Below are 20,546 nucleotides of genomic sequence, written 5' to 3'. Positions count from 1 at the left end.
CAAGCGTACCCGAAACCCCCGAAACCGGCCAATACGGCGACAATGGCGTGCGGATTTCCCGCTGGAGCCAGACACCATGCTGACGGTTCATCACCTGAACAACTCCCGCTCGCAGCGCGTGCTGTGGATGCTTGAAGAACTTGGGGTGCCGTACGATCTGCAACGCTACGAACGCGATCCGAAGACGATGCTCGCGCCGCCGGAACTGCGCCGTATTCATCCGCTCGGAAAATCCCCCGTCATCACCGACGGCGATCTGACGCTGGCCGAATCGGGCGCGATCATCGAGTATCTGACCGACCGCTATGGGCAGGGACGTCTCGCACCGCCGCGCGACACCCCCGAGCGTCTGCGCTGGACGTACTGGCTGCATTACGCCGAAGGCTCCGCGATGCCGCCGTTGCTGCTCAAGCTGGTCGCCCTGCGTATCGCCAGTGCGCCGATGCCGTTCTTCGTCAGACCCATCGCACGCAAGATCAGTGGCACGCTGCAATCGAGTTTCGTCGATCCGCAACTGGCGCTGCATTTCGGGTACGTCAACGATGCCTTGACCAGGACCGGATGGTTCGTCGGCGATACCTTCAGCGCGGCCGACATTCAGATGAGCTTCCCGCTGGAGGCCGCTGCGGCACGCGGGGACGCGAAAGACCGCTGGCCAGCCATCGCCGATTTCCTTGAACGTATCCACGCGCGCGACGCTTACCAGCGCGCGCTGACGCGCGGCGGTCCTTTCGAACTGCTAAGCTGATCGCTCGCCTGCGCCACACCACACATCCGCCAAACGTTATGAAAAATCCGATTGCTTCGTTGCTCGCCACCGCCGCTGTCTGTCTTGTCGCGACGGCGTCCGTCCATGCCGCCGAAGGCATGGCGCCATTGCCCGGTTCGGCAATTTCAGCGGCCGCCACCGAAGGGTTGGGGGCGTCTGGGAGTGCGACCCCCGCCGTGCCTGCGTCGCAGTTGGCCGCGAACAAGCAGGCCGTGCTGGCCTTCTATGAAGCGGGTCTGAATCGCAAGGACTTCGCCGCTGCGCGTCAGTTTCTGGGTGACAAGTACATTCAGCACAACCCGAATGCCCCCGACGGTGTGGAGGGTTTCGGCAAGTTCGTCGACTTCCTGCGCAAGAATCAGCCCGACTCGCATAGCGATATCGTGCGCGCGTTCGCCGACGGCGATTTCGTCATTCTCCACGTGCGCAAGGTGCCGCATCCCGGCGATCTGCCGATTGCCATCGTCGACATCTTCCGTCTGGAAAAGGGCAAGATCGTCGAGCATTGGGACGTCTCGCAGCAGACACCCGCGAAGACCGTCAGCGGTAACTCGATGTTCTGATTTCCCGGCTAACGACACGCGACACTCGGATGTGCGCCCGCATTAGCCGGGCCCGTCGCCGGAGAACAGACGTTTGCAGTGTTCGAGGTAAGCGGCTTCGTGTTCGCTTGTGAGCTGGACCACGCTGTTCCAGAGCCAGACCGGGGAGTCGATGGTCTTCGAGCGGTTGCGTTGCAAGTCGGCGAGCCACTCGCGACAGGTGGCGTCGTCCATTTGCCTTGCATGCGCGTGGCCGACGACACCCCCGAGGTACTGTGCCACTTCGGCGGCGTCGTGCTGCGTGAGGGTGTCGATCTCAAGTTTCAGATCCTGTGGCAGCAACTCGCGAATCACGATAGAGCGATCCATCAGACGTGCCGCACGCATGCGCTCCCCAAGCGACGGCGACAGGTGCCGCGCGCCGGTGACCACACGTTCGGCGTTGTCGCGAGGCATGCGAACGCCCGCATAGCGAGGCGCTGCTGCTTTCACGCCTTCTTTCAGGTCCATGAGACAGAGGTCGTCGCCCTGCACGACGCCACCGTCCACGTCGAGCAACACGGCGTAGCGCAGCCGCCCGAGCGAGCTGCATCCCTTCACCCAGTAGGCGGCGTCGAGCACTTCGACGGCACCGTCGTTGGGACGTCCGCGCAATGACGTGGCCAGACTCGCGATGGTGTCGAGCTGAAACAACGCGTCGATCTGCTTTTGCTCCGTCGCGCTGAGCGGCCAGAAGCGTCTGCCCAGCGGAATCTTCGGACGGATGTCCTCGATGCGCTCCAGCGCGAGATGCTTCCACGAACGTTTGACTGCGCGCCGCATGATCAGATCGACAATCTCCGGGCGCTCGTTCTGTGCCTGCCCGTTGTGCGATTTGTCGCGCCCCTTGCCGTTTTTCGTGCCGTGCGATTTGCCGCGCGATTGACCGAATTCGGGATCGGCTTTGCCATCGCCGCGATCGAATGCCGCCATATAGCCATGCGTGAGCGCTTCGAGCATGTGGATGATGGTCAGCCCTGAGAGCGCCGAGCCGCGCGCGGCGCTGGCCAGCGAGAGGGCGAGGCGGATGAGGTCGTGGACTGGGTTGCCGATGACGGTCTGGTCGAGATCGCGGATCAGCACGTCGACATGCCCGTGAGCGTCCGCGAGCGGGCCGAGATTGCCGGTGTGACAGTCCCCGCAAATCCAGATCGCGGGGCCTTGCGGCAGATTGACGTCGGCCTCGTCCAGCCATTCGTAGAATCGCGCGGTGCTGCCGCGCACATAAGCGTGATGTGATCGCGCCATCTTGCGATCACGTTCATGGGTGAGTCGCTCTAACCGGGCCTTGGGCGTGGCCCATTGTTTCTTCTTGCCAGTTTTGACGCGCTTGCCGTTCGCCATTCGACGCTCCCTGAGGGCGCGTCGCGCCAGCCATGCAGGTGGCTGGACGCGATGCAATGCACCCAGTGTCGGGCAAACGTTGCGTCAATGGCAAGCGACGAGCGTTCTGACGACGTCGGCGAGCGAGGTCGTGCCGCGTCGCGGCGTACCTTCGAACGTCATCCAGCCCTCGTTGAAACCGTCGAGCATTTGCATGCGCGGCGTCGGGTAACGCATGCCTTGTGCGAGGAAACGCGCTTCCCATTCGTCGCGGGCAATGACTTGTGCCGCTACGTCGCGACCGAGTGCGTGGCCCAGCGTCTTCGCCAGCAAGTCAGGCGAGACGAGTTCCGGGCCACACAACTCGACAACGCGCTTGCCCGCCCACGGTTCGCGCAGCAGATGGGCTGCGGTCGTGCCGACATCGGCCGTGGCGACCATCGGGATTGCACGGTCGAGCGGCGAGAGGTAGCTCTCCAGCACGCCGTCCGTGCGGGCACGTGCCACATCCCATGCTGCGTTCTCCATGAACCATGCCGCGCGCAGGAACGTCACCGGCAGGTCGAGTGCGCCTAAGTGCTGTTCTAGCAGCGAGAGCTGCGACAACAGACTTGGCTGGGCGGCCTGCGCACCGACGGTCGACAGGCAGACCACACGTGCTGGCCGGGCGGCCTGAAGCGCTTTGACAATCCCCGCGATGTTGGCGCGCGACTCGGCGAAGTCGGGCGACGGATCGAAGTGCGGCGGCAACAGCACGAACACGCCTTGTGCACCGGTGAAGGCACGGGTGAGGGCGTCGGCATCGGCCACATCGGCGACGGCGACGTCGCAGCCGCGAGCGTGCCATGCCGCACCCTTAGCGGCGCTACGCACGACGGCGCGCACCGTGTCGCCCTGATCGAGCAGCGTTTGGGCGACGACTCCGCCGACTTGTCCGGTAATTCCAGTAATGGCGTACATCTCGAATCCTTGAATAGATCGCGGTCCCTACCGCGCTGGTCGCTATTCTCGGCAGATGTCATGCATTTCGCGATAACATCAATGTCATTTGATTCATGCTGATTTGGCATCTGATGCCGGGGAGGGCGAGGTGGCCGGATTCGATGAACGCATGCTCAACGGCATGAGCGTGTTCGTGGCGATTGTGGAGGCGGGTAGCTTTGCGGCGGCGGGCGAGCGGCTGGATATGTCGCAACCGGGCGTGAGCCGTGCCGTATCGCGGCTGGAGGGGCGGCTCGGCATCCGGCTTTTCGATCGGACGACGCGCGTGGTGTCGCTTACGGACGAAGGCCGCCGCTTCTATGCACAGGTCACGCCGTTGCTCGCCGGACTGGAGGACGCCGCAGCGACGGCGTCGGGTGGTGCTACGGCCGTGCGCGGGCGCTTGCGCGTGAACATCGATCCGTTCTTCTCGCGTCTGATTCTCGGGCCGAGTCTTGAAGCGTTCCTCGCACAACATCCCGCGTTGCACCTCGAACTGATCACGCGGGACAGTCTGGGCGACATGATTGCCGACGGCTTTGATCTGGCGGTGCGTTTCGGCGTGCCGCCCGACTCGACGCTCGTCGCACGCAAACTGCTCGACACACCGATCCTGACGGTCGCTGCACCCGCCTATCTGAAGCGCTGCGGGCGGCCGCTCAAGCCGGAGGAACTGGCGTCGGACGCGCACACCTGCATCGAATTTCGCGATCCGCGCACGGGGCGTCCGTTCCCGTGGGAGTTTCATCGCAAGCGCAAGCGTCTCGTCGTACCGACGAACGGGCGGCTCGTCGTGAACGATGCAGGCACGCTGCTCAGCGCCTGTCTGGCCGGTTACGGTGTCGCGCAGGTGATGGGCTTCGGCACCGAAAGCTGGCGCGAGAGCGGCCAACTCGTCGATCTGTTCCCCGACTGGCCCGACGAGCGGTTTCCACTCTATGCCTATCATCCGTCGCGGCATCATCCGCCCGCCAAGACGCGGGCGTTTCTCGACTTTGTGACGTCGCTCACGGCGCAGACATAAGGGACATCCTTGCGAAGCACCTGTATCTGCTGTGTTTGCGGCGCTTTCGGGATCAGGTCGTGAGCACGCGCATGCATGCGCTAACGTCAGCGCGGGGCGTTCCACAGATCGTCAATCGCGCGGATGGCGAGCAGATACCCGTTCGCTCCCGCGCCGCAGATCACCGCTGTCGCCGCGACGGAAATCGTCGAATGGCGATACTCCTCCGAGCGCCGGTGAATGTTGGTGATGTGCAGCTCGACCACGGGCCGCACCAGTAGCTTGACGGCGTCCAGCACGGGAATCCGCCCGAACGAAAAGCCGGCGGGATTCAGGATCAGTGCCGCGTCCTGAAGGAACGCTTCCTGAATCCAGTCGACCAGTTCGCTCTCGCTGTTCGTTTGACGGAACACGCAATCGAATTCGAGCGTCGCGGCCAGCTTCAGACAGTTTTGTTCAATGTCCGCCAGTGTGGTGGTGCCGTAGAGCTGCGGCTCTCGCAAACCCAGCATGTTCAGGTTCGCGCCGTTGAGGATGTAGAGTTTTCGGGTCATGACGTCAGTGAGTGGATGATCGGTCCAGGGGCGTGCCCTTCGTTTCGGGCGAGATGGCGATCATCAGGAAGGAAAGCAGATTCAGCGAACCGCACACTGCGACGATGGCCCAGGGCGAACCGTTGAAGGCGCCCAGCAGCGCCACGGCAACGATGGGCATCGGTCCGCCCGTCAGCAGATTGGCCCCCGAGTACGACAGGGCAGAACCGGTGTAACGGGCTTCGGTCGGGAAGGACTCCGCGAACCACACGGGTTGAATGCCGCTCTGGAACTGCGTAAAACCGAGGAACGCGCCCATCACGATCATCGTCAGGGGCAGCGAGTTCTGACCCAAAATCGGGAAGTAGATCAGGCAGCAGACCAACGTGCAGAACGAACCGAGCAGCAGCGCGCGCTTGCGTCCGATCCGGTCGCTCAGATAGCCGCCTGCCAGCGCGCCTACGATGGCGCAGACGTTCGCCACCATCAACAGCATGAACCCCGTTTGCTTGGGCACGCCGAGTTGTTTGGTGAGATAGCTGAGCGAGAACACCACGATCAGATAGAACAGTGCAGCGGGTCCGCAGAAGAACAGCGTCAGACGCAGCGCCGTACGCCAGTGATGTTTGAAGACGATGCCGAGCGGGTTCGACACGCGGGTGCGCTGCCCGTTTTTCTTGAGCGCTTCGAACGCTGGCGTCTCGCTGACCTTGCGGCGAATGTAGATCCCCAGCAGCACCAGCACGAAGCTGGCGAGGAACGGCACGCGCCATCCCCACGATTCGAAGGCGTCCGGCGAGAGCAGACCGGCCAGCGCAAAGAGCGAGAAGTTGGCGAGGATCTGGCTCAGCGGCGAGCAGATGCCCAGCAAGCCGGAATACCACCCACGCCGCTCGGCGCTCGCGTGCTCCACGGCCATCAGTTGCGCGCCGGTCGATTCGCCACCAAGCGCGAAGCCCTGGATGATGCGCAGCGTCACGAGCAGCGTCGGTGCAATGATGCCGACCTGTGCGTACGTGGGCAGCAGCCCCATCAGAAACGACGAAGCGCCCATTACCGACACGGTAATCAGCATCAGCTTGCGACGTCCCCAGCGGTCGCCAAGCATGCCGCAGATCACTGCGCCGAGCGGGCGTGCGGCGAGTCCGGCCCAAAAGCTCGCGAGCGAGGCGAGCAGCGACGCCGTCGGATCGAGCGACGGGAAGAACAGCTTGGGAAAGATCGTGGCCGCGACCACACCGTAGAGTGCGAAGTCGAACCATTCGAGCGCGGTGCCGACCGTTGCCCCCGCGACCGCCCGACGCGCCATCAATTGGGCCTGCGTGGATTGTGCTTCCACGTTCAGGTCCGAATCCACCAAAGTTGACATGTTGTCTCCTGAGTTCTCGATATATTGAAACGTTCGTTTCTGGCGACGAACAAGTGCTATTGTTTGCGCGCACCGGAGAGGTCGTTCCAGACCGGAACTCCATTCCACATTATGGAAGATGACGTCGATGTCACTGAAAAACGGGCTGAGAATTCTCGATTTGCTGGCGTCGGAAGGTGAGGGCGCGGGCCTTGTCGCGATTGCCGAAGCGCTGTCACTGCCGCGCAGCACCTGTCACCGCGTGCTGACCGAGCTGGTCGAGAGCGGATACGTCAGGCAACTGGTCGATCACGGCCGTTACATCCTCACGATGCGCATGACGTCGAACGGGCTCGAATTTCTGAGTCTGACGGGCATCGCGGACATCGCACAGCCGATCATCGAACGTCTCGCTGCGCAGACGGCCGGGCTGGTGCGTCTGTCGCTGGTCGACTGCGACGCCATCATCTGGGTGGGCCGCGCCGACGGTCAGCGAACGGGCTTTCGCTACGACCCGGACATGGGACATGCAGCGCAACTCTCCTGCACGTCCACGGGCCATGCGTGGCTCATGACGATGACCGACGAACAGGCGGCGTCGCTCGTGCTCAAGCAAGGCTTCGGACAACCGAACGAGTTCGGACCGAATGCGCCGACGACGCTCAAAGCATTGCTGGGTTTTCTGCACGCCGCGCGCGTGCGGGGTTACGCGATGATCGACGAAGTCTTCGCACCACGCATGGCGGCGGTGGCGGTGCCTGTCGTGAGCGGCTCGCGTTGCGTGGGGGTCATCAGTCTCGCAGCGCCCCGGGTGCGGCTCACGGCGAAGAAGATTCACGAGTTCTCCGGGCTGATGCTCGAAGCGGCCAACGAGCTGGCACAACTGAGCAACATGGCGGGCTTTCCGAGCCGTCCGCCGCTGGGTAAGGGATAAGCACTCACGCTGATGCGCCGTGAACGGGAATCGCGGCGATAATCGTGGGCTACCCAATGGAGTATCAGATGGACATGCGTAATCAGCGCGATGCAACGCACGCGGAACCAGAGGCGGCGAGCGTGAACATTCCGAGCGATTTCAGCCGGATCGATGTGCCCGCTCGTCTCAGAGCACAGTTGTTGTTCATGCGCGAAGTGGATGCGCTCAAAGAGACCTGGCGCAACACGTTGCTGATCACCGGAAAGCGTTTCGAGAACGATGCCGAGCACAGTTGGGAAATGGCATTGATGGCGACGGTGCTGGCCGAGTATGCGCCACAGGGCACGCAGATTGCCCGCGTCATGCTCATGCTGCTGATCCACGATCTGGTCGAGATCGATGCTGGCGACACCTATGCCTACGACGCCGTGGCCGCGCAGGATCAGCACGAACGCGAGCAGGCGGCGGCCGAGCGCATCTTCAATCTGTTGCCCGTGGATCAGGCGAAATCGTATCGCGCGCTGTGGGAGGAGTTCGAAGCGCGCGAGACGGTGGACGCCAAGTTCGCGCGCGCGATGGACCGGCTCCAGCCGCTGCTGCACAGCTATCACACGCACGGTCGCGTCTGGGCCGAGCGCTCGATCAAAGCATCGCAAGTGCGCAAGCTGATGCATGTGATCGGCGACGCGTCCCCCGCGCTCGGAGAACTCGCCCACCGGATGATCGCCGACGCTATCGACAGCGGCTTCCTCGAAGATCACTGACGTCTAACGGCGGATTCTAGCGGCAGATCTCCGCGATCTGTTCGCGCAGCCATCGATGCGCGGGGTCCACATCGCGTCGCGCATGCCAAGCCGCCTGAAACAGAAAAGGCGGTACCGCAAACGGCGCGGCGAAGCGGCGCAACTGGCGGTCGTGGCGCAGATGCGCGACGGCCGTTTGCGCGACCGTCAGAATTAGATCCGTCCCCGCAATCAACTCCGGCGCGATGCTCCAGTGCGGCAGCGTGACGGCTACGCGCCGCGTGTGTCCCAGCTCCCCAAGTGCCTGATCGATCTCGTTGTCCGCCCCCGGACGCATCGCGACCAGCACATGCGGGCGCGCCAGCCATGCCGCCATCGTCAGACCACCGCGCGCAGGCAGCGTGGTGCGATCCGCCAGACAGATGAACGATTCTTCGAACAGCGTCTGCGTCTCCAATTCCCCCGGAAATTCGTGAAACACACCCAGCGCCAGATCGATTTCACCGTCGAGTAGCTGGGTGAGCATCGCTTCGCGGCTTGCTTGCGTTGCCGCAAGGTCGATGCCCGGTGCTTGCTCTCGCACGCGTCGCGTGAGTTGAGGCAGCGAGACGCGCGAGCCGTAATCGGAGAGCGCGATACGAAAGGTCCGCTTCGCCCGGCGTGGATCGAACGCCGGCGCGTGCAGCAACCCTTGCAACTGGTCGAGGGCGTCTTCAAGCGGACGTTGTAGTTCCAGCGCTCGCGAAGTCAATGCGAGGCCGCCGTCGCGTCGTACCAACAGCGGGTCATCGAAGATGCCGCGAAGTTGCGCCAGCGCGTGGCTTACTGCCGGTTGGCTGCGATGCAGCCGCAACGCTGCGCGCGACACATGGCGCTCCGCGAGCAAGGCGTGCAGCGTCAGCAACAGATTGAGGTCGATTCGACGCAGGTCATCCATGTAACGAATAGTTTATGTGACGAATTAGAATTTCCATTATTGAAATGGATGACTCATGCTGAAGGCAAGCGATTTTTACGAATAAAGAGGTCACTTCATGAATGCATCAATGACACCCCAAATCCCCGCGACAGTCTTGCTGCCGCTCGTCATCGCGATGCTGGCCGGTGCTGTTGTCCCGTTTCAGGCTGGCAGCAACGCAGCGCTTGGGCGCGCACTGGGTCATCCGCTGTGGGCGACGGTGGCGTCGTTGCTCGTGAGTCTTATCGTTGTGCTGCCCGTGCTGATCGGCATGCGCGCCGGGTTGCCGGACATTGGCGCCGCCGCGCGCGGGCCGTGGTGGCTGTGGATCGGCGGTATTGCGGGCGTGGCTTACATCACGGCGGCGCTGGTGCTCACGCCGCGTCTGGGGGCGGCGAACTTCATCGTCTGTGTTGTGGCGGGGCAGGTCGTCGCGTCGCTGATCATCGACCACTTCGGGCTGATGGGACTTGCCGCCAAGCCCGTCAATCTCGCGCGTATCGCAGGCGTGGCGCTCATTGTCCTGGGCATGCTCGTCGTGCAATGGGGAACGCGCGCGGCATCAACGGGGGCGACAGGGGCGGTCGCGGCGAAGTCCATCGTTTCCTGAGAGGGACGCAACCCGCATCGTCGTCACCCGTTCGGCATTGCGCTCAACGTCGATGTAATCAGGTGGCTTGATATATTTGGTGGATACGCAATTAGCGTTGTTAGGACCCCATTTTGGTGCGCTTTTCCACCAGTGGAACGCCCTGCCTGGCGGGCGTTTGCGGGGTGTCGCGCGAATTTGTCGCGGCAAGGCTCAAGTTTCGTGAAAAGCACTCGTTAAGTCTCGTCAGAGGTACCGAAAGCGGTACGCAGAGAGACAGTGACCTGCCGCGCGTGCCGGCGGCAGGGCGAAACCAAGACCCCCAGGACGAATCGCGCAACCACCGATGTTCAAGAATCTGAGTATCAGCAAACGGCTCGCCGCCGCCTTTTCCCTTAACGTTCTCATGCTGTTGGTCGTGGCGGTCGTCGCCGTGACGAAGATGGCGACGATGGACACGAACACGCAACTCATCGTGTCCGACCTGAACAACAAGATTCTCGAATTCCATAACCTGAAGGATCGCGCGGCCTATGTGGCTGTGCTGCTGCGCGACATTGCGATGTCCGAAGACGCTTCGCAGCTCGATACGCGCCTGAAGAAGATCGAGGAGCTGCGTCAGGCGAACCTGAAGAGCATCGAGGGCATGGCGACGATGTTCTACACGGAGAAAGGCAAGGCGCTCTATCAAACGCTCACGCAGGCCAGCGCGGAGTACGGCAAGCAACTTGACGTGTTCAAAACGCTCGTGCACAACGGCGACTACGCCGGTGCCAAGGCGCAACTGCTGGGCAGTCTCCAGAAGGCGCAACTGGCGTTCTTCTCGCCACTCGACGACCTGATGGGCGTTGGCAAGGCGGTGAGCGCGAAGGAAGCGGCCGACGCTAACGACGCCTATCTGTCCGCCCGCGTTTGGCTGTTCGCGACGTTATTGCTGTCGGTGACGTTGTCCGTGGTGGCGGGTATGGCGATTGCGCGTTCGGTGACGCGTCCGGTGCGTGCCGTCTCGGAAGGGGCTTCGGCGCTCGCCAACGGCGATCTGACGCATCGCGTGCAAGTGGCAAGCCGCGACGAAATCGGCGAGATGGCCAACGCGTTGGACACGGCCATCGCACAACTGAGTCATCTGGTGCGCAACATTCAGGGCGCATCGGGTGCCATCGACACCGCCGCGCGTGAGATCGCGCAGGGCAACACTGATTTGTCGCAGCGTACGGAAGAGCAAGCCGCCTCGCTTGAGGAGACGGCGGCGTCGATGGAAGAACTGACGTCGACCGTGCGTCAGAACGTCGAGCATGCCGTCGAAGCGAAGCGTCTGTCGCAGGAGGCGTCGGGCGTGGCGGATGCCGGGGCAAGCAGCGTGCGCGCCGTCGTAGAGACGATGCAGGCCATGGCCAGCGCCTCGGCACGTATGAGCGAGATGATCACTGCTATCGAAGGCATCGCCTTCCAGACCAACATTCTCGCGCTCAATGCGGCGGTGGAAGCTGCGCGTGCGGGCGAGCAAGGTCGCGGGTTCGCTGTCGTGGCGGGTGAAGTGCGTACGCTGGCGCAGCGCTCGGCGGGCACCGCCAAGGACATCCGCGAACTGATCGCGGCGTCGGTTCAGCAGGTGCAGGACGGCTCGTCGCGTGTGGAAGTCGCCGGTCGCACGATGGATCAGATCGTGGTGTCCGTGCGTCGTGTGAGCGAACTCATCACCGAAATCGCGGCGGCGAGCGATGAGCAGGCACGTGGCATCGAACAGGTCAATCAGGCCGTCGCGCAGATGGATCAGGTGACGCAGCAGAACGCAGCACTCGTCGAGGAGGCTGCGGCGGCGGCTGAGCATATGCGTCAGCAGGCCGCCGACCTCGTGAGCGAGACGTCGAAGTTCCGCGTGGACAGCGGCGTCGTTGCGCACGGTGACTTTGCGCACCATCCCGTGTCCATGACGCCGAGGCTCGCCGCACCCGACGACAGGCATCTGCGCGTCGTCGCCTGACGACGCGCCCATCGCCGTCTTCCCGTCAGGCGGCGTCGGCGATCGCGGCCCCTTGCGCTGCCTTCGCACCGAACGCAGTGTCGATGGCGGCGACCGCATCCACTAACTGCTGCGCAAGCGCCGGTGATGCACTCGTCATCGGCGCGCGCAGCACGTCTTCCAGCCAGCCTTCACGCGCGAGCCACGCCTTCACCGGACCGGGGTTCGCTTCGGCAAACAGCAACTTCACGACTGGCATGAGTGCATGAAAGAGCACGCGCGCGACGTCGAGTTGCTGCGCGCGTACGGCACGATAGAGCGCCGCGAAATGGGCCGGACGGCAATGCGACGACGCAATAATCGCGCCGTGGCCGCCCATCGTCAGTGTCGACAGTAGTTGATGATCTTCGCCCGCAAGGACGGACAGACGTCCATCGGCGATCAATGCCTGCGTCGTGTGCGCGTTGCCGCCGCAATCCTTGATGCCACGAATGTTGGCGTGACCGGCCAGCGTGAGCAATGTCTCTAAAGAGGGGGACTGTTTAGATTGACCTACTCCAGGAAGGTCTAAAAAGGTCGAAAAATGCCCGAAAAGCCTTGTCGGGTGGTCCTCGGGCTGTGGATAAGTCAAATTGTTGATCAGACGTTTAATTTGACCCAAAAACTAACAAAATCCGACGACAATTTCGCCAATAATTCGTCCGGCATCTGCCAAGAACACATCCACTGATCGCTCAAAGTGAGCCGCCAACGACCCGGAATCGAGGCGATGACATCTCGGCCGGGTCCATTGTCCCGAGTTCGATTCCGGTTCCTGTTTGATTCCCGTTCGAAACCTGGTCGAGTCGCAGCCGAATGACAGGCTGTTTCCCCGCGATCTTCCCGTCTGGCACAAGAATGACAAGCGGAGTTGCCCCGTTATCTGTCGTGTCGACCAGCACAGCCTTGTAATCCCACAGCAGCGAGGGCACGCGCTCCTGCCACGGGCGGGGCCAGCTCGACAGCGCGGCCATTTCCCCGGCCGACGCGATGGCTTCGTCCGCCCCCGCCTGGGCGACCGCGACAAGCGATTCCGTCGAGTACGCGGGGAACTCCTGCGCAATGATCGCCGGCAGTTCGGCTTCCATAAAGCCGGCAACCGCAGGCTCTGCCACTTGGGTTGACGTCACCGGCCGATCAAGCCAATCACTCCAGCGCTGCCGCATCGCATTGCGATACTCAAGGCCGACCGAATTCATGATCGCGTTGTTTTGCATGTCCACCGGGAGGCTCGCCAGCTTCTGGCCAAGTGCCATATCCGGCCCCAGCCAGGACTGGCCGACGTTGTGATCCCAGCCGGGATCAATCCCTTGAGGCACGCGATCGGTGACTTCACCGTCGGCGTTGGTGATCAGCCGATAACGGACGTCGGGTTCGTTCGACGCCTGTTTGCCGGCCGTCGACATTTCAGCCTCGGAGTATGAACGTACTGTGCATCGGCAATTCCAGCCGCATGGAGGGTAATGCGTTCGCCAGAACGGCGACGTGACCGGCAAAATTGTGCCATTCCACGCACGATGTTGAGGCCGAGTCTTGCTGTCGAGCACAGCCCGATATTCAAGGAACGGGCGGCGGTCAGCATTCTCAACGATTTGCTGCCAACGCCCGGCCATATAGGCCGAGTGCATGTTCGCCCGAAAAATCAACTCCGTGCGCCAGCCGCGCGAGCCACGATAAGCCCAGCCTGATCGCTGTACCGTCGCGTCGAAGTCTTTGCGGAACTGCGACAAGGTCGTACCGGCTTCCTGCGCACGCACCAGCGCGGCCTGGATGTCCTTGACCACGTCGAGCGGTGCGCCCGCGACGGTGAAAGCCGTGGCATGCATCGGCCCGAGCATGTCATTCCAGCGATCCGTGGCTACGGGAACCTTGTCACGCAGGTTTGCGATGGCATTGTCGGCACGTACGCCGAAAGGTTGAACATCCATATTGGTGAGCCAGGAGGTAGAGGTTACGCGCCAGCTTGGTCATGCAGCCGTTGACGAAGCAAATAGCCTTCGTATTGCCAGATCCTGGACACCGCATTTTGCCGAGCGATTTTGCGACCGATTTCAACGTCGAAGTTCTCCGGACTCACGCATGCGCTTTCGCCTGTCACGGTGAAACCGTTACGCAGACGCAGTACGCAGATGGTCAGAACACCCAACGCCGAGTACGAACCGGCGGGGATGCCTTCGTCTTCGTTGGCGCGCTGATATCCTTGCTCGGCGGTGAAATACACCTCATCAATGATGGTCGCCTCGATATCGGCGGGAGTCAGTCGGGGAGCGGTCTTCCCCGTCTCCTGAATCAGTTGTTCGACGGCTTTATCGTTCATGGAAATCTCCTTTAATGGTGCTTGAAACCCCGATCAAACGGGGGGATGTCAGCCTTCGCTTGACGAGTCGACATAGCCCTGGGTCGCTGACCAGTCCAGCGCTTGTCGCATGATCGTGATGAGCTCGGAGTTGTCGATCTCGCCGACCAATTGCGTCAGCTTTACGTGAATATCCGCCAGCGACAGCCCGTCGCGCTCGGCTTGCTCCAGCATGCGGGCGATCGGCTCGATTACAGCCGCACTCAGTGCCGCGTCGGCCGCGTCGGACGCCGCGCGCACGCGAGAATCTTCGGCACGAGCTGATGCAAAAACGGCTGCGTCGTCTGATGCCGCGAACTCAGCCTCCGATGGGTGGCTGTCCATCGGCATGAGCGCGTCGCCTTCTTCCGTCGCCTGCGGAATATTCAACTCTTCGAGCATTGCCTTACGAGACGGACGTGCGCCCATGTTCGCGGCGATCTGGTACGTCTGGGCGCGATCCTTGCCGGCCGCGTTGATCTGGAAGAACTCCAGCTCGGGCGACGGTACGTCTTCACCGAAATTGAAGGTCGTAATCCACCTGAAAATCTGTGACATCGATGCCGACGCAATATCGCGATCGGAATCGTTGATATTGCTTTGCCGCGTCATCGCAGTCTCGGTGGCGGCGCGCGCTCCGACGTTTTGCAGCTCAGCGAGCATTGCCTGGCCGGTAAGGCACTTCGACATTTCGCGGTTGGCCGCGTTGATCATCGATTCCTGCGGCAGCATCGAGCCGGTGGTGTTTGCGATCAACAGCTCCACGCCAGTTCCTTCAGGGACGATGGCATATCCGCTGTCAATCATGGCCTCAATCGCCCGCGCCAGTTCTTCCTGTTCGCCTTCGGTCGCGCCCATTCCGTAACGTGCCACGGGCCACGGCAGCCCGTGGCGCTCGCAGAACTTCACGAAGTACTTCCAGCCCCCGGTCTTGAAGGTCCACGGCCAGAAACACCCGGACAGGAGTGCGGATCCGTACGGGTTGGACATCGTGGCCATATGGCGCGACACGATGAAGCGATACGGGTCTTCCACCACAGCGCCGACCGGTTCCGATCGGGTCTTCAGCATCAATTGAGCGTCGACATCAAAACCGAAACGACGGTTCGGCCGGTCAATGACACTCGTTGGAACGATAAAGCCGTCCCAGTTGTTCCACACCAGCTCGTGCACGCGATAGCCGGTGAAAATGGCTGTGAGCATTTGCCACATGACCTCAAGCCAGTCGGTAACGACGCCGTTCGGCTGAAACCTCTGCATCCACTGCTCACACAAGTCCCGCGCTTGTTGGGCTTTTGCGTCATCTTCTGCCCACGTCACGATGCGGTAGTCCATACCGCGAAACTCACCACGAATAGAGCGAACTTCGCCGATAACGTGAGCGTCGGCCAGGATCGACGCATAAACCGTGTCTGCGACACCCATCGCGCGAAGCACCGGATCCGGGTTCGGCAGCATATGGAGCTTGCCGAAGAAATTCGGATCCGAATCGGCCGCAGCCGCCTGCTTTCCGAATGCGTTACGCACTGAGCGCGCGAATCCTTTGATATCAAGCCCCATAGAGAGACACCTTTCGCTTGCCGAATTTGATTTTGGGAATGACCGAGCCCAGTCCCGAGTACGCGAGCATGAAGAGCATTTGCAGCGCGTCCGGACCATCGTCGTGGTCGGCCTCCGGGTAATGCGTCAGCTGCTCAATCAGCACTGTCTGGTTTTTGTGAAGCCGCACTGTGCCGTTCGCGGTGTGAGGCTGTAGCGATAGGATCCGCAAATCCTTGTCTTCGTCTGAACGAATGCCACGCGCCGGAATCGGGACGCCTCGCTCTCGCGACCGCTCGACCAAAACGTCCTTGAAAAACTCCTGAAACTGGATGATCTCGATGCCCCAAACTAGGCAGCGATATTCCTCCTGGAAGCTGATCATCGTTTCGATCTGCAGGTTTGGCACCATGCGTGCGATCTTCGCTTCGACCACATCAAGAACGCCTGTTTTGCGGTTGAGTCCGCCGACTAGGCACGCGCAAGGGTCGCGGCCTTTGTTGCGTTTGCCCATTGACGGATCGTGGGCCCCGTAGAAGATCCATGCATCCGATGGGTGGACCCAAAAAACGAGCTTCTGGAACGGGGCGTCTTCGCTGTTCGTCGGATCGTTCTGATACTCGCAATCGAACGCATGATGATCGTTCGCACGAATCTTCATCAGGCGCAGCAACGGCCGCATACTCGGCCAGGAAACGATTGCGCCATCGTCCATTTCGGCGCGGCGCTGCTCATAGAATTCGTCTGCAGCTTCCTCGCCTTCGTTGAGAAACGCTTCCTCCCACTTTTCCCAAAGGTCCATACGCTTGGGCCACTCGATGATGGCCCGGAACTTCCGGGACTCCCACAACGGGCTACGGTGCACACGGTTGGCCACACCGTCGTAATGCAGAATCGTGTTCAGATAGATGATGTCCATCGAACCATCCGGCGGGCCGAGCGGCATCACGACCTTCTTGAGCCAACGTTCGAGCTTGTCACGCTGGGTCTTCTGTTGGACGTTCTCATCGTTTTCAATATCGTCCAGGAGCACCAGGTCCGGACGGAACGGGCCATGCCGAATGCCGCGCATGCGCTTGCCCGAGCCGAATGCCTGCAGCTTGATATCCGTAGCAGTCAACGCAACGCCCACGTTCCACACGCGGCCCTTTCCGACGTGCTCCGGAAAGTCCATCGCCAGGCGTGGATTGTCCGTTAGCTCTACCTTGATCGCTTCCAGCATCATCTGCGCCTGGTCGCTGCTGTCCATCACAATCGGGATGAAGTGCTTGGACTGGCGCACGATGCAAAGCAACGTGAACACCTGCGTGACCAGGGTTGACTTGGCCTCACCGCGCGGCGCAGACAGATTGATCAGCTTTCCTTGTTTGGCGGCTACGCGCTTTGGCAGGTTGTCGAAACACCAGTCATGGAACACCGACGACTCGGCGCTGTTGCTGTAGTGCGGAAAATACGTCTGGAAGAAGAACCGATAGTCGCCTGCGAAAACACGCATGCGGCGCTCCAGGCGCGCATCTTCGTTCGGCGTGAAGCCGTCGCACGCGGCTTCAATCAGCCTGCGCTGGTCATCGGTGAATGCCATCAGCTCCTTCAGGAACTGTTCGGCGGCGTTAGATTTTTTGGGCATCTTCTATCAGGAGTACTTCTTCGCGACTTCCTGGCCGAACTCTTCCAGGTATGCGATGAACCGGGCGTGCTCTTTCGGGTACTTCGCCTGCACGAACGCGGCAAAGTCTCGCAGCACGTCCATGCAAACCGACAGCGTGGCCAGCTTAGGATTGGAGCGACCAGCCGCGTTGACGGTCTTGATAAAGCTGTCTGAGAGGCGAGCGAGAATGTCGGCCTTTTGAACCGGCTGCAGTTTGCTGTTGTTCTTGAGCTCTTCGAGAGTAGCGAGAAACTGAACCGACATCTCTTCGACCACTTGGCTCGTCATGTTCTCGATGTTGCCGCGAGACATGCGCTGGGCCGAGCGAGCGATATCCCAATCGTCGCCCGCTTCTTTTGCCGCTCGCTTCCAGTTCCGTGCGGTTTGGTAAGACACCTTGCAGACGTCGGCAGCCGTCGTGAGGGGCATGCCCTGCAGGTATTTCGCGCGAAGTTGGTTGCGAGTCTTCGGGTCGTGAGCCATGCTTTAGCCCTTGGTCACAAACTGCCGCACGATCTCGCCTAAGGCGACCATCGCGACACCCGCAATGCTGCCCATGCCCGCAGTCTTGACGACAAGCTTCCCGTGATCGCCTTCCAGTTTGCTCACCCGATTTTCGAGCCCGTCGATACGGTCGGTGACGGCCCCTTTTAGGTCATCAATGCGCTGATTCGTGGCCATCTGACCGCTCTGGACCATTGCGCGAATGCCGCTCAGCTCCCCTTGGATTTTCCCGAGCGCAATAAGCACTTGGTCGTTGGTGTCACTCATGCCCATCGTGGATTCCCCGTTCTCCGCACTTCAAATTGTCCCTGGCACTCCGTGCAGCGCGTGGCATATGGCACGCATGCGCGTCGCTCGGCGGGGATCGTTACGCCGCAATCGACACATTCCGATGTGCCGGATCCCCGGCATTGGGCGCGTGCGAGCGCGATCGCGTCGTCTCGCTGCGCCTGCTCTAACTGCTGCGCCAGCTCGAACTGACGTTCATTCATTGTTGTTGTCGTCCTTCAGTAGATACGGCTCGCATTCCGCCGGCATTGCGTCGATCGCTTGCAGCACTCCACAGAACCGTGCGGCAAGGCGGTAGTACAGCTGCGCGACATCACGGTGATTGGCCTCCAGATCCTTCATCTGCCCGCTCTGCGGTTGCGGAAGAGGCTCGGGGGCTCGCGTCAGGTTCGGCGGTGGGGGCACTCGCAAAGGGGCCTGCATTGGAGGCACGCCAACGCTGCAGGCGCTCATTAGGCAACACGTAATCGTCAATAGGAGCAGTCGCGTCATGGCGGGCTTCCTCTTCGAGTTTCTTGTAATAGCGATCGACACGCTGTGCGCTCTTGTCCGCACGTACGCCGGCTTTTTGGCCTCGCTCGATGTCACCCTCGACCCGGTTTCGGTCGGCCTGGTAAGCGCGTTGTGCGTCGGCCAGTCGCTCATCCGCCGAAACGCTCTTCCCGTCAGCGCGCCCGACCAGATAGGCCGCGAGGTGCGTCGCGATTGGTGCGAGTACTGCGAGGACGATGAGGATCACGCGAACGAAAGGCTTGACGTCAGGAAGTTCAATATTCATTTCGTGCAACTCCCCAAGCCCCAGCCAGCGCGCACATAAAGCGGTTCGTGCTGCATCAAGATCCGGCGCGGGTAATCAGCGTTTTCACGCTGATTACCAGGTGTTATCCCAGGATTGATGTCGCATGTTTTTGCCAGGCAGTAGTCGGGGAATCCGGACAGCTTTTGCCGCTTGTAGACCCAGCCGAGACCGCCGTTGTAGCCGCTCAGCGCGAACGCCATGCGCTCGCAGTGGTTTGCGGCCTTCACGCGGTCATAAAGGTGTTTGTCGTAAGTGACGAGCGCACGTAGCGCCCAGGTGGGATTGAATGGATCGTTCTCGCGAAGGCCTGCGTATGCACCGCTGATCCAGCTCGCGGTCGACGGCATGAACTGGGCCAGACCTTCGGCACCGACAGGACTCTTTGCGTCAGCGCGCCATCGGCTTTCTTGATGAATCTGAGCGGCAAACGTGGAAACAGGTGCGTCGATGCCCCAGACGAGCTGCGCCTGGCGGCGAAGGTCGAGGCGATAACGAGCTGCGTCCTGAGGCACCTGTGCATGCGAGGGCGTCGAAGCCACCAAGCCTGCCACTGTGATCGCAAGAATGAGGACGAGCGCAGCGAGAGCTGCGAGCAGTGCACGAAACGCTCGCAAGGTGTCTTCACGCACGGCGCGCATGATCAGATCGAAAATCATGCGGCGAGGCCCACGCAGATCAGGCTGGCTGCGACGATGATCGCGCGACGCAAGGATGCCGCCTGAAATCCATCGACGCACTGCTTTCCGTCGACATCGCAGTCGTCCAGGAACTCATGCGGACGAGCGTAGGGAAAGATCAGTCGATCAAGCCAGTAGCCGCCCCAGCCGCCGAGCGACATAAGATGGGCCTTGTAGAACGTGATCGAGAGTAGCGGATCGGACTGCCGAGTGATGTAGGCCAGAACGGCCAGCACGATACTGGCAAGCAGCCAAACGGTGAGGCGCGGGGTTTTGAGGCGAGACAGTTTCACGTAGAGCACTCCATGACTCGGGGTGCACTCGTGAAGGTGGCACCCGTAACCTGAGACCTCAGGTTACGGATTGGGGGACGCTAGGGCATTATGAAACGTTTCACCAAATGCACTCAGGCTCAGCCAGTGGCGGCACTCGCCTCGCGGCAGCGCCAAAGCGCTTTCCCCTCAGCGACTTGTTTCAAGAGCTCAGGCTGACAGCTCTCGCCGGGAGCCGCAGCACCTGCTTGCGTTTGAATGAAAACTTGTGCCTGAGGTTCGGACTTCAGTTGCCTATCGCAGTCCGCAATGGTGATTTGATAAGCCTTAATTCTCTTTTCGGCCGCAGTCGTAAGCTCCGGTTCGGAGGCACTGCGGATCGTCTCGTCTATGGCCGAAAGAGCAGCGGAGCCGAGCATGCCGCAGGTGCCCAGTGGCTCCGACATCGGCTTGCCGAATACATCAGACGCCTCGCTCGCTAGACGGACATTCTCAAGCGCGATTTTGAGCGTGGCCGCATCGCCTACGCCGAAGTTTTCGGGCGTAGAAACCATCTTGACCATGAGAGCAGTCGACCGATTCATTGAGTTCACGACAGCGTCACGATAGCGCTGAGCGTGTTCGCGATGCTCCCGGTAAAACCTGATCTCGTCAGCGTTATTTCCAACAACAGTGTGTGAGCTGTCGCAGCCGGTGACGACAAGCAGGGCTACGCAGCCGGCCAATATCTTCATGCGA

At 61.4% G+C, this 20,546-nt stretch carries 24 protein-coding genes and 1 pseudogene; 8 read left to right on the top strand and 17 right to left on the bottom strand.

All coding sequences use genetic code 11. The features are described from left to right. Positions 1–76 precede the first annotated feature (76 nt). Both PCO31010_RS02575 and PCO31010_RS02570 read left to right on the top strand, forming a co-directional pair. Positions 77–748: a glutathione S-transferase family protein gene (locus tag PCO31010_RS02575; RefSeq protein WP_150662854.1), complete on the top strand. Its 672-nt coding sequence runs from the start codon at positions 77–79 to the stop codon at positions 746–748. A gap of 119 nt (positions 749–867) precedes the next feature. After that, positions 868–1,332 carry a nuclear transport factor 2 family protein gene (locus tag PCO31010_RS02570; protein ID WP_150663466.1) on the top strand — a complete coding sequence of 155 codons (465 nt, stop codon included), beginning with the start codon at positions 868–870 and terminating at the stop codon, positions 1,330–1,332. 42 nt (positions 1,333–1,374) lie between these two features. On the opposite strand, the gene PCO31010_RS02565 is transcribed toward PCO31010_RS02570, so the two are convergent. After that, the gene (locus tag PCO31010_RS02565) at positions 1,375–2,724 is read right to left on the bottom strand and encodes a DUF2252 family protein (RefSeq protein ID WP_425495001.1); all 1,350 of its coding nucleotides are present in this window, start codon (positions 2,722–2,724) and stop codon (positions 1,375–1,377) included. Between the two features lie 54 nt (positions 2,725–2,778). Then, entirely contained in the window at positions 2,779–3,633 is an 855-nt protein-coding gene (locus PCO31010_RS02560; RefSeq protein WP_150662852.1) for an NAD(P)H-binding protein, read from the bottom strand. A gap of 130 nt (positions 3,634–3,763) precedes the next feature. Between PCO31010_RS02560 and PCO31010_RS02555 the strand changes: the two genes are divergently transcribed. Further along, the gene (locus PCO31010_RS02555; protein ID WP_246184410.1) at positions 3,764–4,678 is read left to right on the top strand and encodes a LysR family transcriptional regulator; all 915 of its coding nucleotides are present in this window, start codon (positions 3,764–3,766) and stop codon (positions 4,676–4,678) included. An 86-nt stretch (positions 4,679–4,764) separates the two neighbouring features. Here the strand turns inward: PCO31010_RS02555 and PCO31010_RS02550 are convergent, their stop codons facing one another. Together PCO31010_RS02550 and PCO31010_RS02545 are read right to left on the bottom strand one after the other, a co-directional pair. Next, positions 4,765–5,211: a type II 3-dehydroquinate dehydratase gene (locus PCO31010_RS02550; protein WP_150574287.1), complete on the bottom strand. Its 447-nt coding sequence runs from the start codon at positions 5,209–5,211 to the stop codon at positions 4,765–4,767. A gap of 4 nt (positions 5,212–5,215) precedes the next feature. Beyond that, on the bottom strand, positions 5,216–6,559 hold the full coding sequence (locus PCO31010_RS02545; RefSeq protein ID WP_373275311.1) for an MFS transporter: 1,344 nt from the start codon (positions 6,557–6,559) through the stop codon (positions 5,216–5,218). Positions 6,560–6,686: 127 nt separating this feature from the next. On the opposite strand from PCO31010_RS02545, the gene PCO31010_RS02540 reads away from it, so the two are divergent. Beyond that, the gene (locus PCO31010_RS02540) at positions 6,687–7,472 is read left to right on the top strand and encodes an IclR family transcriptional regulator (protein WP_039398139.1); all 786 of its coding nucleotides are present in this window, start codon (positions 6,687–6,689) and stop codon (positions 7,470–7,472) included. A gap of 68 nt (positions 7,473–7,540) precedes the next feature. Next, positions 7,541–8,218: an HD domain-containing protein gene (locus PCO31010_RS02535; protein WP_246184409.1), complete on the top strand. Its 678-nt coding sequence runs from the start codon at positions 7,541–7,543 to the stop codon at positions 8,216–8,218. Positions 8,219–8,234: 16 nt separating this feature from the next. Here the strand turns inward: PCO31010_RS02535 and PCO31010_RS02530 are convergent, their stop codons facing one another. Next, on the bottom strand, positions 8,235–9,134 hold the full coding sequence (locus tag PCO31010_RS02530) for a LysR family transcriptional regulator (RefSeq protein ID WP_150662851.1): 900 nt from the start codon (positions 9,132–9,134) through the stop codon (positions 8,235–8,237). Between the two features lie 109 nt (positions 9,135–9,243). On the opposite strand from PCO31010_RS02530, the gene PCO31010_RS02525 reads away from it, so the two are divergent. Both PCO31010_RS02525 and PCO31010_RS02520 read left to right on the top strand, forming a co-directional pair. Beyond that, entirely contained in the window at positions 9,244–9,765 is a 522-nt protein-coding gene (locus PCO31010_RS02525; RefSeq protein ID WP_217426124.1) for a DMT family transporter, read from the top strand. A gap of 325 nt (positions 9,766–10,090) precedes the next feature. Further along, a complete protein-coding gene (locus PCO31010_RS02520; protein WP_150662849.1) occupies positions 10,091–11,728 on the top strand; it encodes a methyl-accepting chemotaxis protein in 1,638 nt (545 codons plus the stop codon). Between the two features lie 25 nt (positions 11,729–11,753). Here PCO31010_RS02520 and PCO31010_RS02515 read toward each other — a convergent pair. From PCO31010_RS02515 to PCO31010_RS26565, 9 genes and pseudogenes are all read right to left on the bottom strand, one after another. After that, positions 11,754–12,239: pseudogene (locus PCO31010_RS02515) on the bottom strand (dihydrodipicolinate synthase family protein); the annotation flags it as partial. Between the two features lie 202 nt (positions 12,240–12,441). Further along, a complete protein-coding gene (locus PCO31010_RS02510; protein WP_150662848.1) occupies positions 12,442–13,674 on the bottom strand; it encodes a phage head morphogenesis protein in 1,233 nt (410 codons plus the stop codon). A 23-nt stretch (positions 13,675–13,697) separates the two neighbouring features. Next, positions 13,698–14,063, bottom strand: coding sequence for a Gp49 family protein (locus tag PCO31010_RS02505; protein ID WP_150662847.1), 366 nt, complete (start codon positions 14,061–14,063; stop codon positions 13,698–13,700). A gap of 48 nt (positions 14,064–14,111) precedes the next feature. Beyond that, positions 14,112–15,641, bottom strand: coding sequence for a phage portal protein family protein (locus PCO31010_RS02500; protein WP_150662846.1), 1,530 nt, complete (start codon positions 15,639–15,641; stop codon positions 14,112–14,114). Then, positions 15,631–17,247 (bottom strand): phage terminase large subunit, encoded by a 1,617-nt coding sequence (gene terL, locus PCO31010_RS02495; RefSeq protein WP_150662845.1) that lies wholly within the window; start codon positions 17,245–17,247, stop codon positions 15,631–15,633. Before terL ends, PCO31010_RS02500 begins: the two co-directional genes overlap by 11 nt. A 6-nt stretch (positions 17,248–17,253) precedes the next feature. Next, positions 17,254–17,751, bottom strand: a complete 498-nt coding sequence (locus PCO31010_RS02490; protein WP_150662844.1) for a DUF1804 family protein — start codon at positions 17,749–17,751, stop codon at positions 17,254–17,256. Positions 17,752–17,754: 3 nt separating this feature from the next. Then, the gene (locus tag PCO31010_RS02485) at positions 17,755–18,039 is read right to left on the bottom strand and encodes a hypothetical protein (protein WP_246184408.1); all 285 of its coding nucleotides are present in this window, start codon (positions 18,037–18,039) and stop codon (positions 17,755–17,757) included. Then, positions 18,036–18,263, bottom strand: coding sequence for a TraR/DksA C4-type zinc finger protein (locus PCO31010_RS02480; protein WP_150662842.1), 228 nt, complete (start codon positions 18,261–18,263; stop codon positions 18,036–18,038). Before PCO31010_RS02480 ends, PCO31010_RS02485 begins: the two co-directional genes overlap by 4 nt. After that, positions 18,256–18,402: a hypothetical protein gene (locus PCO31010_RS26565; RefSeq protein WP_174984237.1), complete on the bottom strand. Its 147-nt coding sequence runs from the start codon at positions 18,400–18,402 to the stop codon at positions 18,256–18,258. Before PCO31010_RS26565 ends, PCO31010_RS02480 begins: the two co-directional genes overlap by 8 nt. Positions 18,403–18,550: 148 nt before the next feature. On the opposite strand from PCO31010_RS26565, the gene PCO31010_RS26560 reads away from it, so the two are divergent. Next, the gene (locus PCO31010_RS26560) at positions 18,551–18,877 is read left to right on the top strand and encodes a hypothetical protein (RefSeq protein ID WP_174984234.1); all 327 of its coding nucleotides are present in this window, start codon (positions 18,551–18,553) and stop codon (positions 18,875–18,877) included. On the opposite strand, the gene PCO31010_RS02470 is transcribed toward PCO31010_RS26560, so the two are convergent. The 3 genes from PCO31010_RS02470 to PCO31010_RS02460 form a co-directional block, all read right to left on the bottom strand. After that, positions 18,835–19,515, bottom strand: a complete 681-nt coding sequence (locus PCO31010_RS02470; protein ID WP_150662840.1) for a transglycosylase SLT domain-containing protein — start codon at positions 19,513–19,515, stop codon at positions 18,835–18,837. The genes PCO31010_RS26560 and PCO31010_RS02470 overlap by 43 nt on opposite strands. Beyond that, positions 19,512–19,829, bottom strand: a complete 318-nt coding sequence (locus tag PCO31010_RS02465) for a putative holin (RefSeq protein WP_150662839.1) — start codon at positions 19,827–19,829, stop codon at positions 19,512–19,514. Before PCO31010_RS02465 ends, PCO31010_RS02470 begins: the two co-directional genes overlap by 4 nt. 119 nt (positions 19,830–19,948) lie before the next feature. Beyond that, complete coding sequence (locus PCO31010_RS02460) at positions 19,949–20,542, bottom strand: hypothetical protein (protein ID WP_150662838.1); 594 nt, start codon at positions 20,540–20,542, stop codon at positions 19,949–19,951. Positions 20,543–20,546: the final 4 nt, after the last annotated feature.

The sequence above is a fragment of the Pandoraea commovens genome (assembly GCF_902459615.1).
Classification (GTDB): Bacteria; Pseudomonadota; Gammaproteobacteria; order Burkholderiales; family Burkholderiaceae; genus Pandoraea; species Pandoraea commovens.
Note: the sequence above shows the minus strand (reverse complement) of the source record. Positions and strands in the feature narration are given on the sequence as shown.

Coding starts and splice junctions, on each gene's coding strand:
- PCO31010_RS02575 (WP_150662854.1), top strand. CDS start 77: ATGCTGACGGTTCATCACCTGAACAACTCCCGCTCGCAGCGCGTGCTG.
- PCO31010_RS02570 (WP_150663466.1), top strand. CDS start 868: ATGGCGCCATTGCCCGGTTCGGCAATTTCAGCGGCCGCCACCGAAGGG.
- PCO31010_RS02560 (WP_150662852.1), bottom strand. CDS start 3,633: ATGTACGCCATTACTGGAATTACCGGACAAGTCGGCGGAGTCGTCGCC.
- PCO31010_RS02550 (WP_150574287.1), bottom strand. CDS start 5,211: ATGACCCGAAAACTCTACATCCTCAACGGCGCGAACCTGAACATGCTG.
- PCO31010_RS02545 (WP_373275311.1), bottom strand. CDS start 6,559: ATGTCAACTTTGGTGGATTCGGACCTGAACGTGGAAGCACAATCCACG.
- PCO31010_RS02540 (WP_039398139.1), top strand. CDS start 6,687: ATGTCACTGAAAAACGGGCTGAGAATTCTCGATTTGCTGGCGTCGGAA.
- PCO31010_RS02535 (WP_246184409.1), top strand. CDS start 7,541: ATGGACATGCGTAATCAGCGCGATGCAACGCACGCGGAACCAGAGGCG.
- PCO31010_RS02530 (WP_150662851.1), bottom strand. CDS start 9,134: ATGGATGACCTGCGTCGAATCGACCTCAATCTGTTGCTGACGCTGCAC.
- PCO31010_RS02525 (WP_217426124.1), top strand. CDS start 9,244: ATGACACCCCAAATCCCCGCGACAGTCTTGCTGCCGCTCGTCATCGCG.
- PCO31010_RS02520 (WP_150662849.1), top strand. CDS start 10,091: ATGTTCAAGAATCTGAGTATCAGCAAACGGCTCGCCGCCGCCTTTTCC.
- PCO31010_RS02510 (WP_150662848.1), bottom strand. CDS start 13,674: ATGGATGTTCAACCTTTCGGCGTACGTGCCGACAATGCCATCGCAAAC.
- PCO31010_RS02505 (WP_150662847.1), bottom strand. CDS start 14,063: ATGAACGATAAAGCCGTCGAACAACTGATTCAGGAGACGGGGAAGACC.
- PCO31010_RS02500 (WP_150662846.1), bottom strand. CDS start 15,641: ATGGGGCTTGATATCAAAGGATTCGCGCGCTCAGTGCGTAACGCATTC.
- terL (WP_150662845.1), bottom strand. CDS start 17,247: ATGCCCAAAAAATCTAACGCCGCCGAACAGTTCCTGAAGGAGCTGATG.
- PCO31010_RS02490 (WP_150662844.1), bottom strand. CDS start 17,751: ATGGCTCACGACCCGAAGACTCGCAACCAACTTCGCGCGAAATACCTG.
- PCO31010_RS02485 (WP_246184408.1), bottom strand. CDS start 18,039: ATGAGTGACACCAACGACCAAGTGCTTATTGCGCTCGGGAAAATCCAA.
- PCO31010_RS02480 (WP_150662842.1), bottom strand. CDS start 18,263: ATGAATGAACGTCAGTTCGAGCTGGCGCAGCAGTTAGAGCAGGCGCAG.
- PCO31010_RS26565 (WP_174984237.1), bottom strand. CDS start 18,402: ATGAAGGATCTGGAGGCCAATCACCGTGATGTCGCGCAGCTGTACTAC.
- PCO31010_RS26560 (WP_174984234.1), top strand. CDS start 18,551: ATGGCGGGCTTCCTCTTCGAGTTTCTTGTAATAGCGATCGACACGCTG.
- PCO31010_RS02470 (WP_150662840.1), bottom strand. CDS start 19,515: ATGATTTTCGATCTGATCATGCGCGCCGTGCGTGAAGACACCTTGCGA.
- PCO31010_RS02460 (WP_150662838.1), bottom strand. CDS start 20,542: ATGAAGATATTGGCCGGCTGCGTAGCCCTGCTTGTCGTCACCGGCTGC.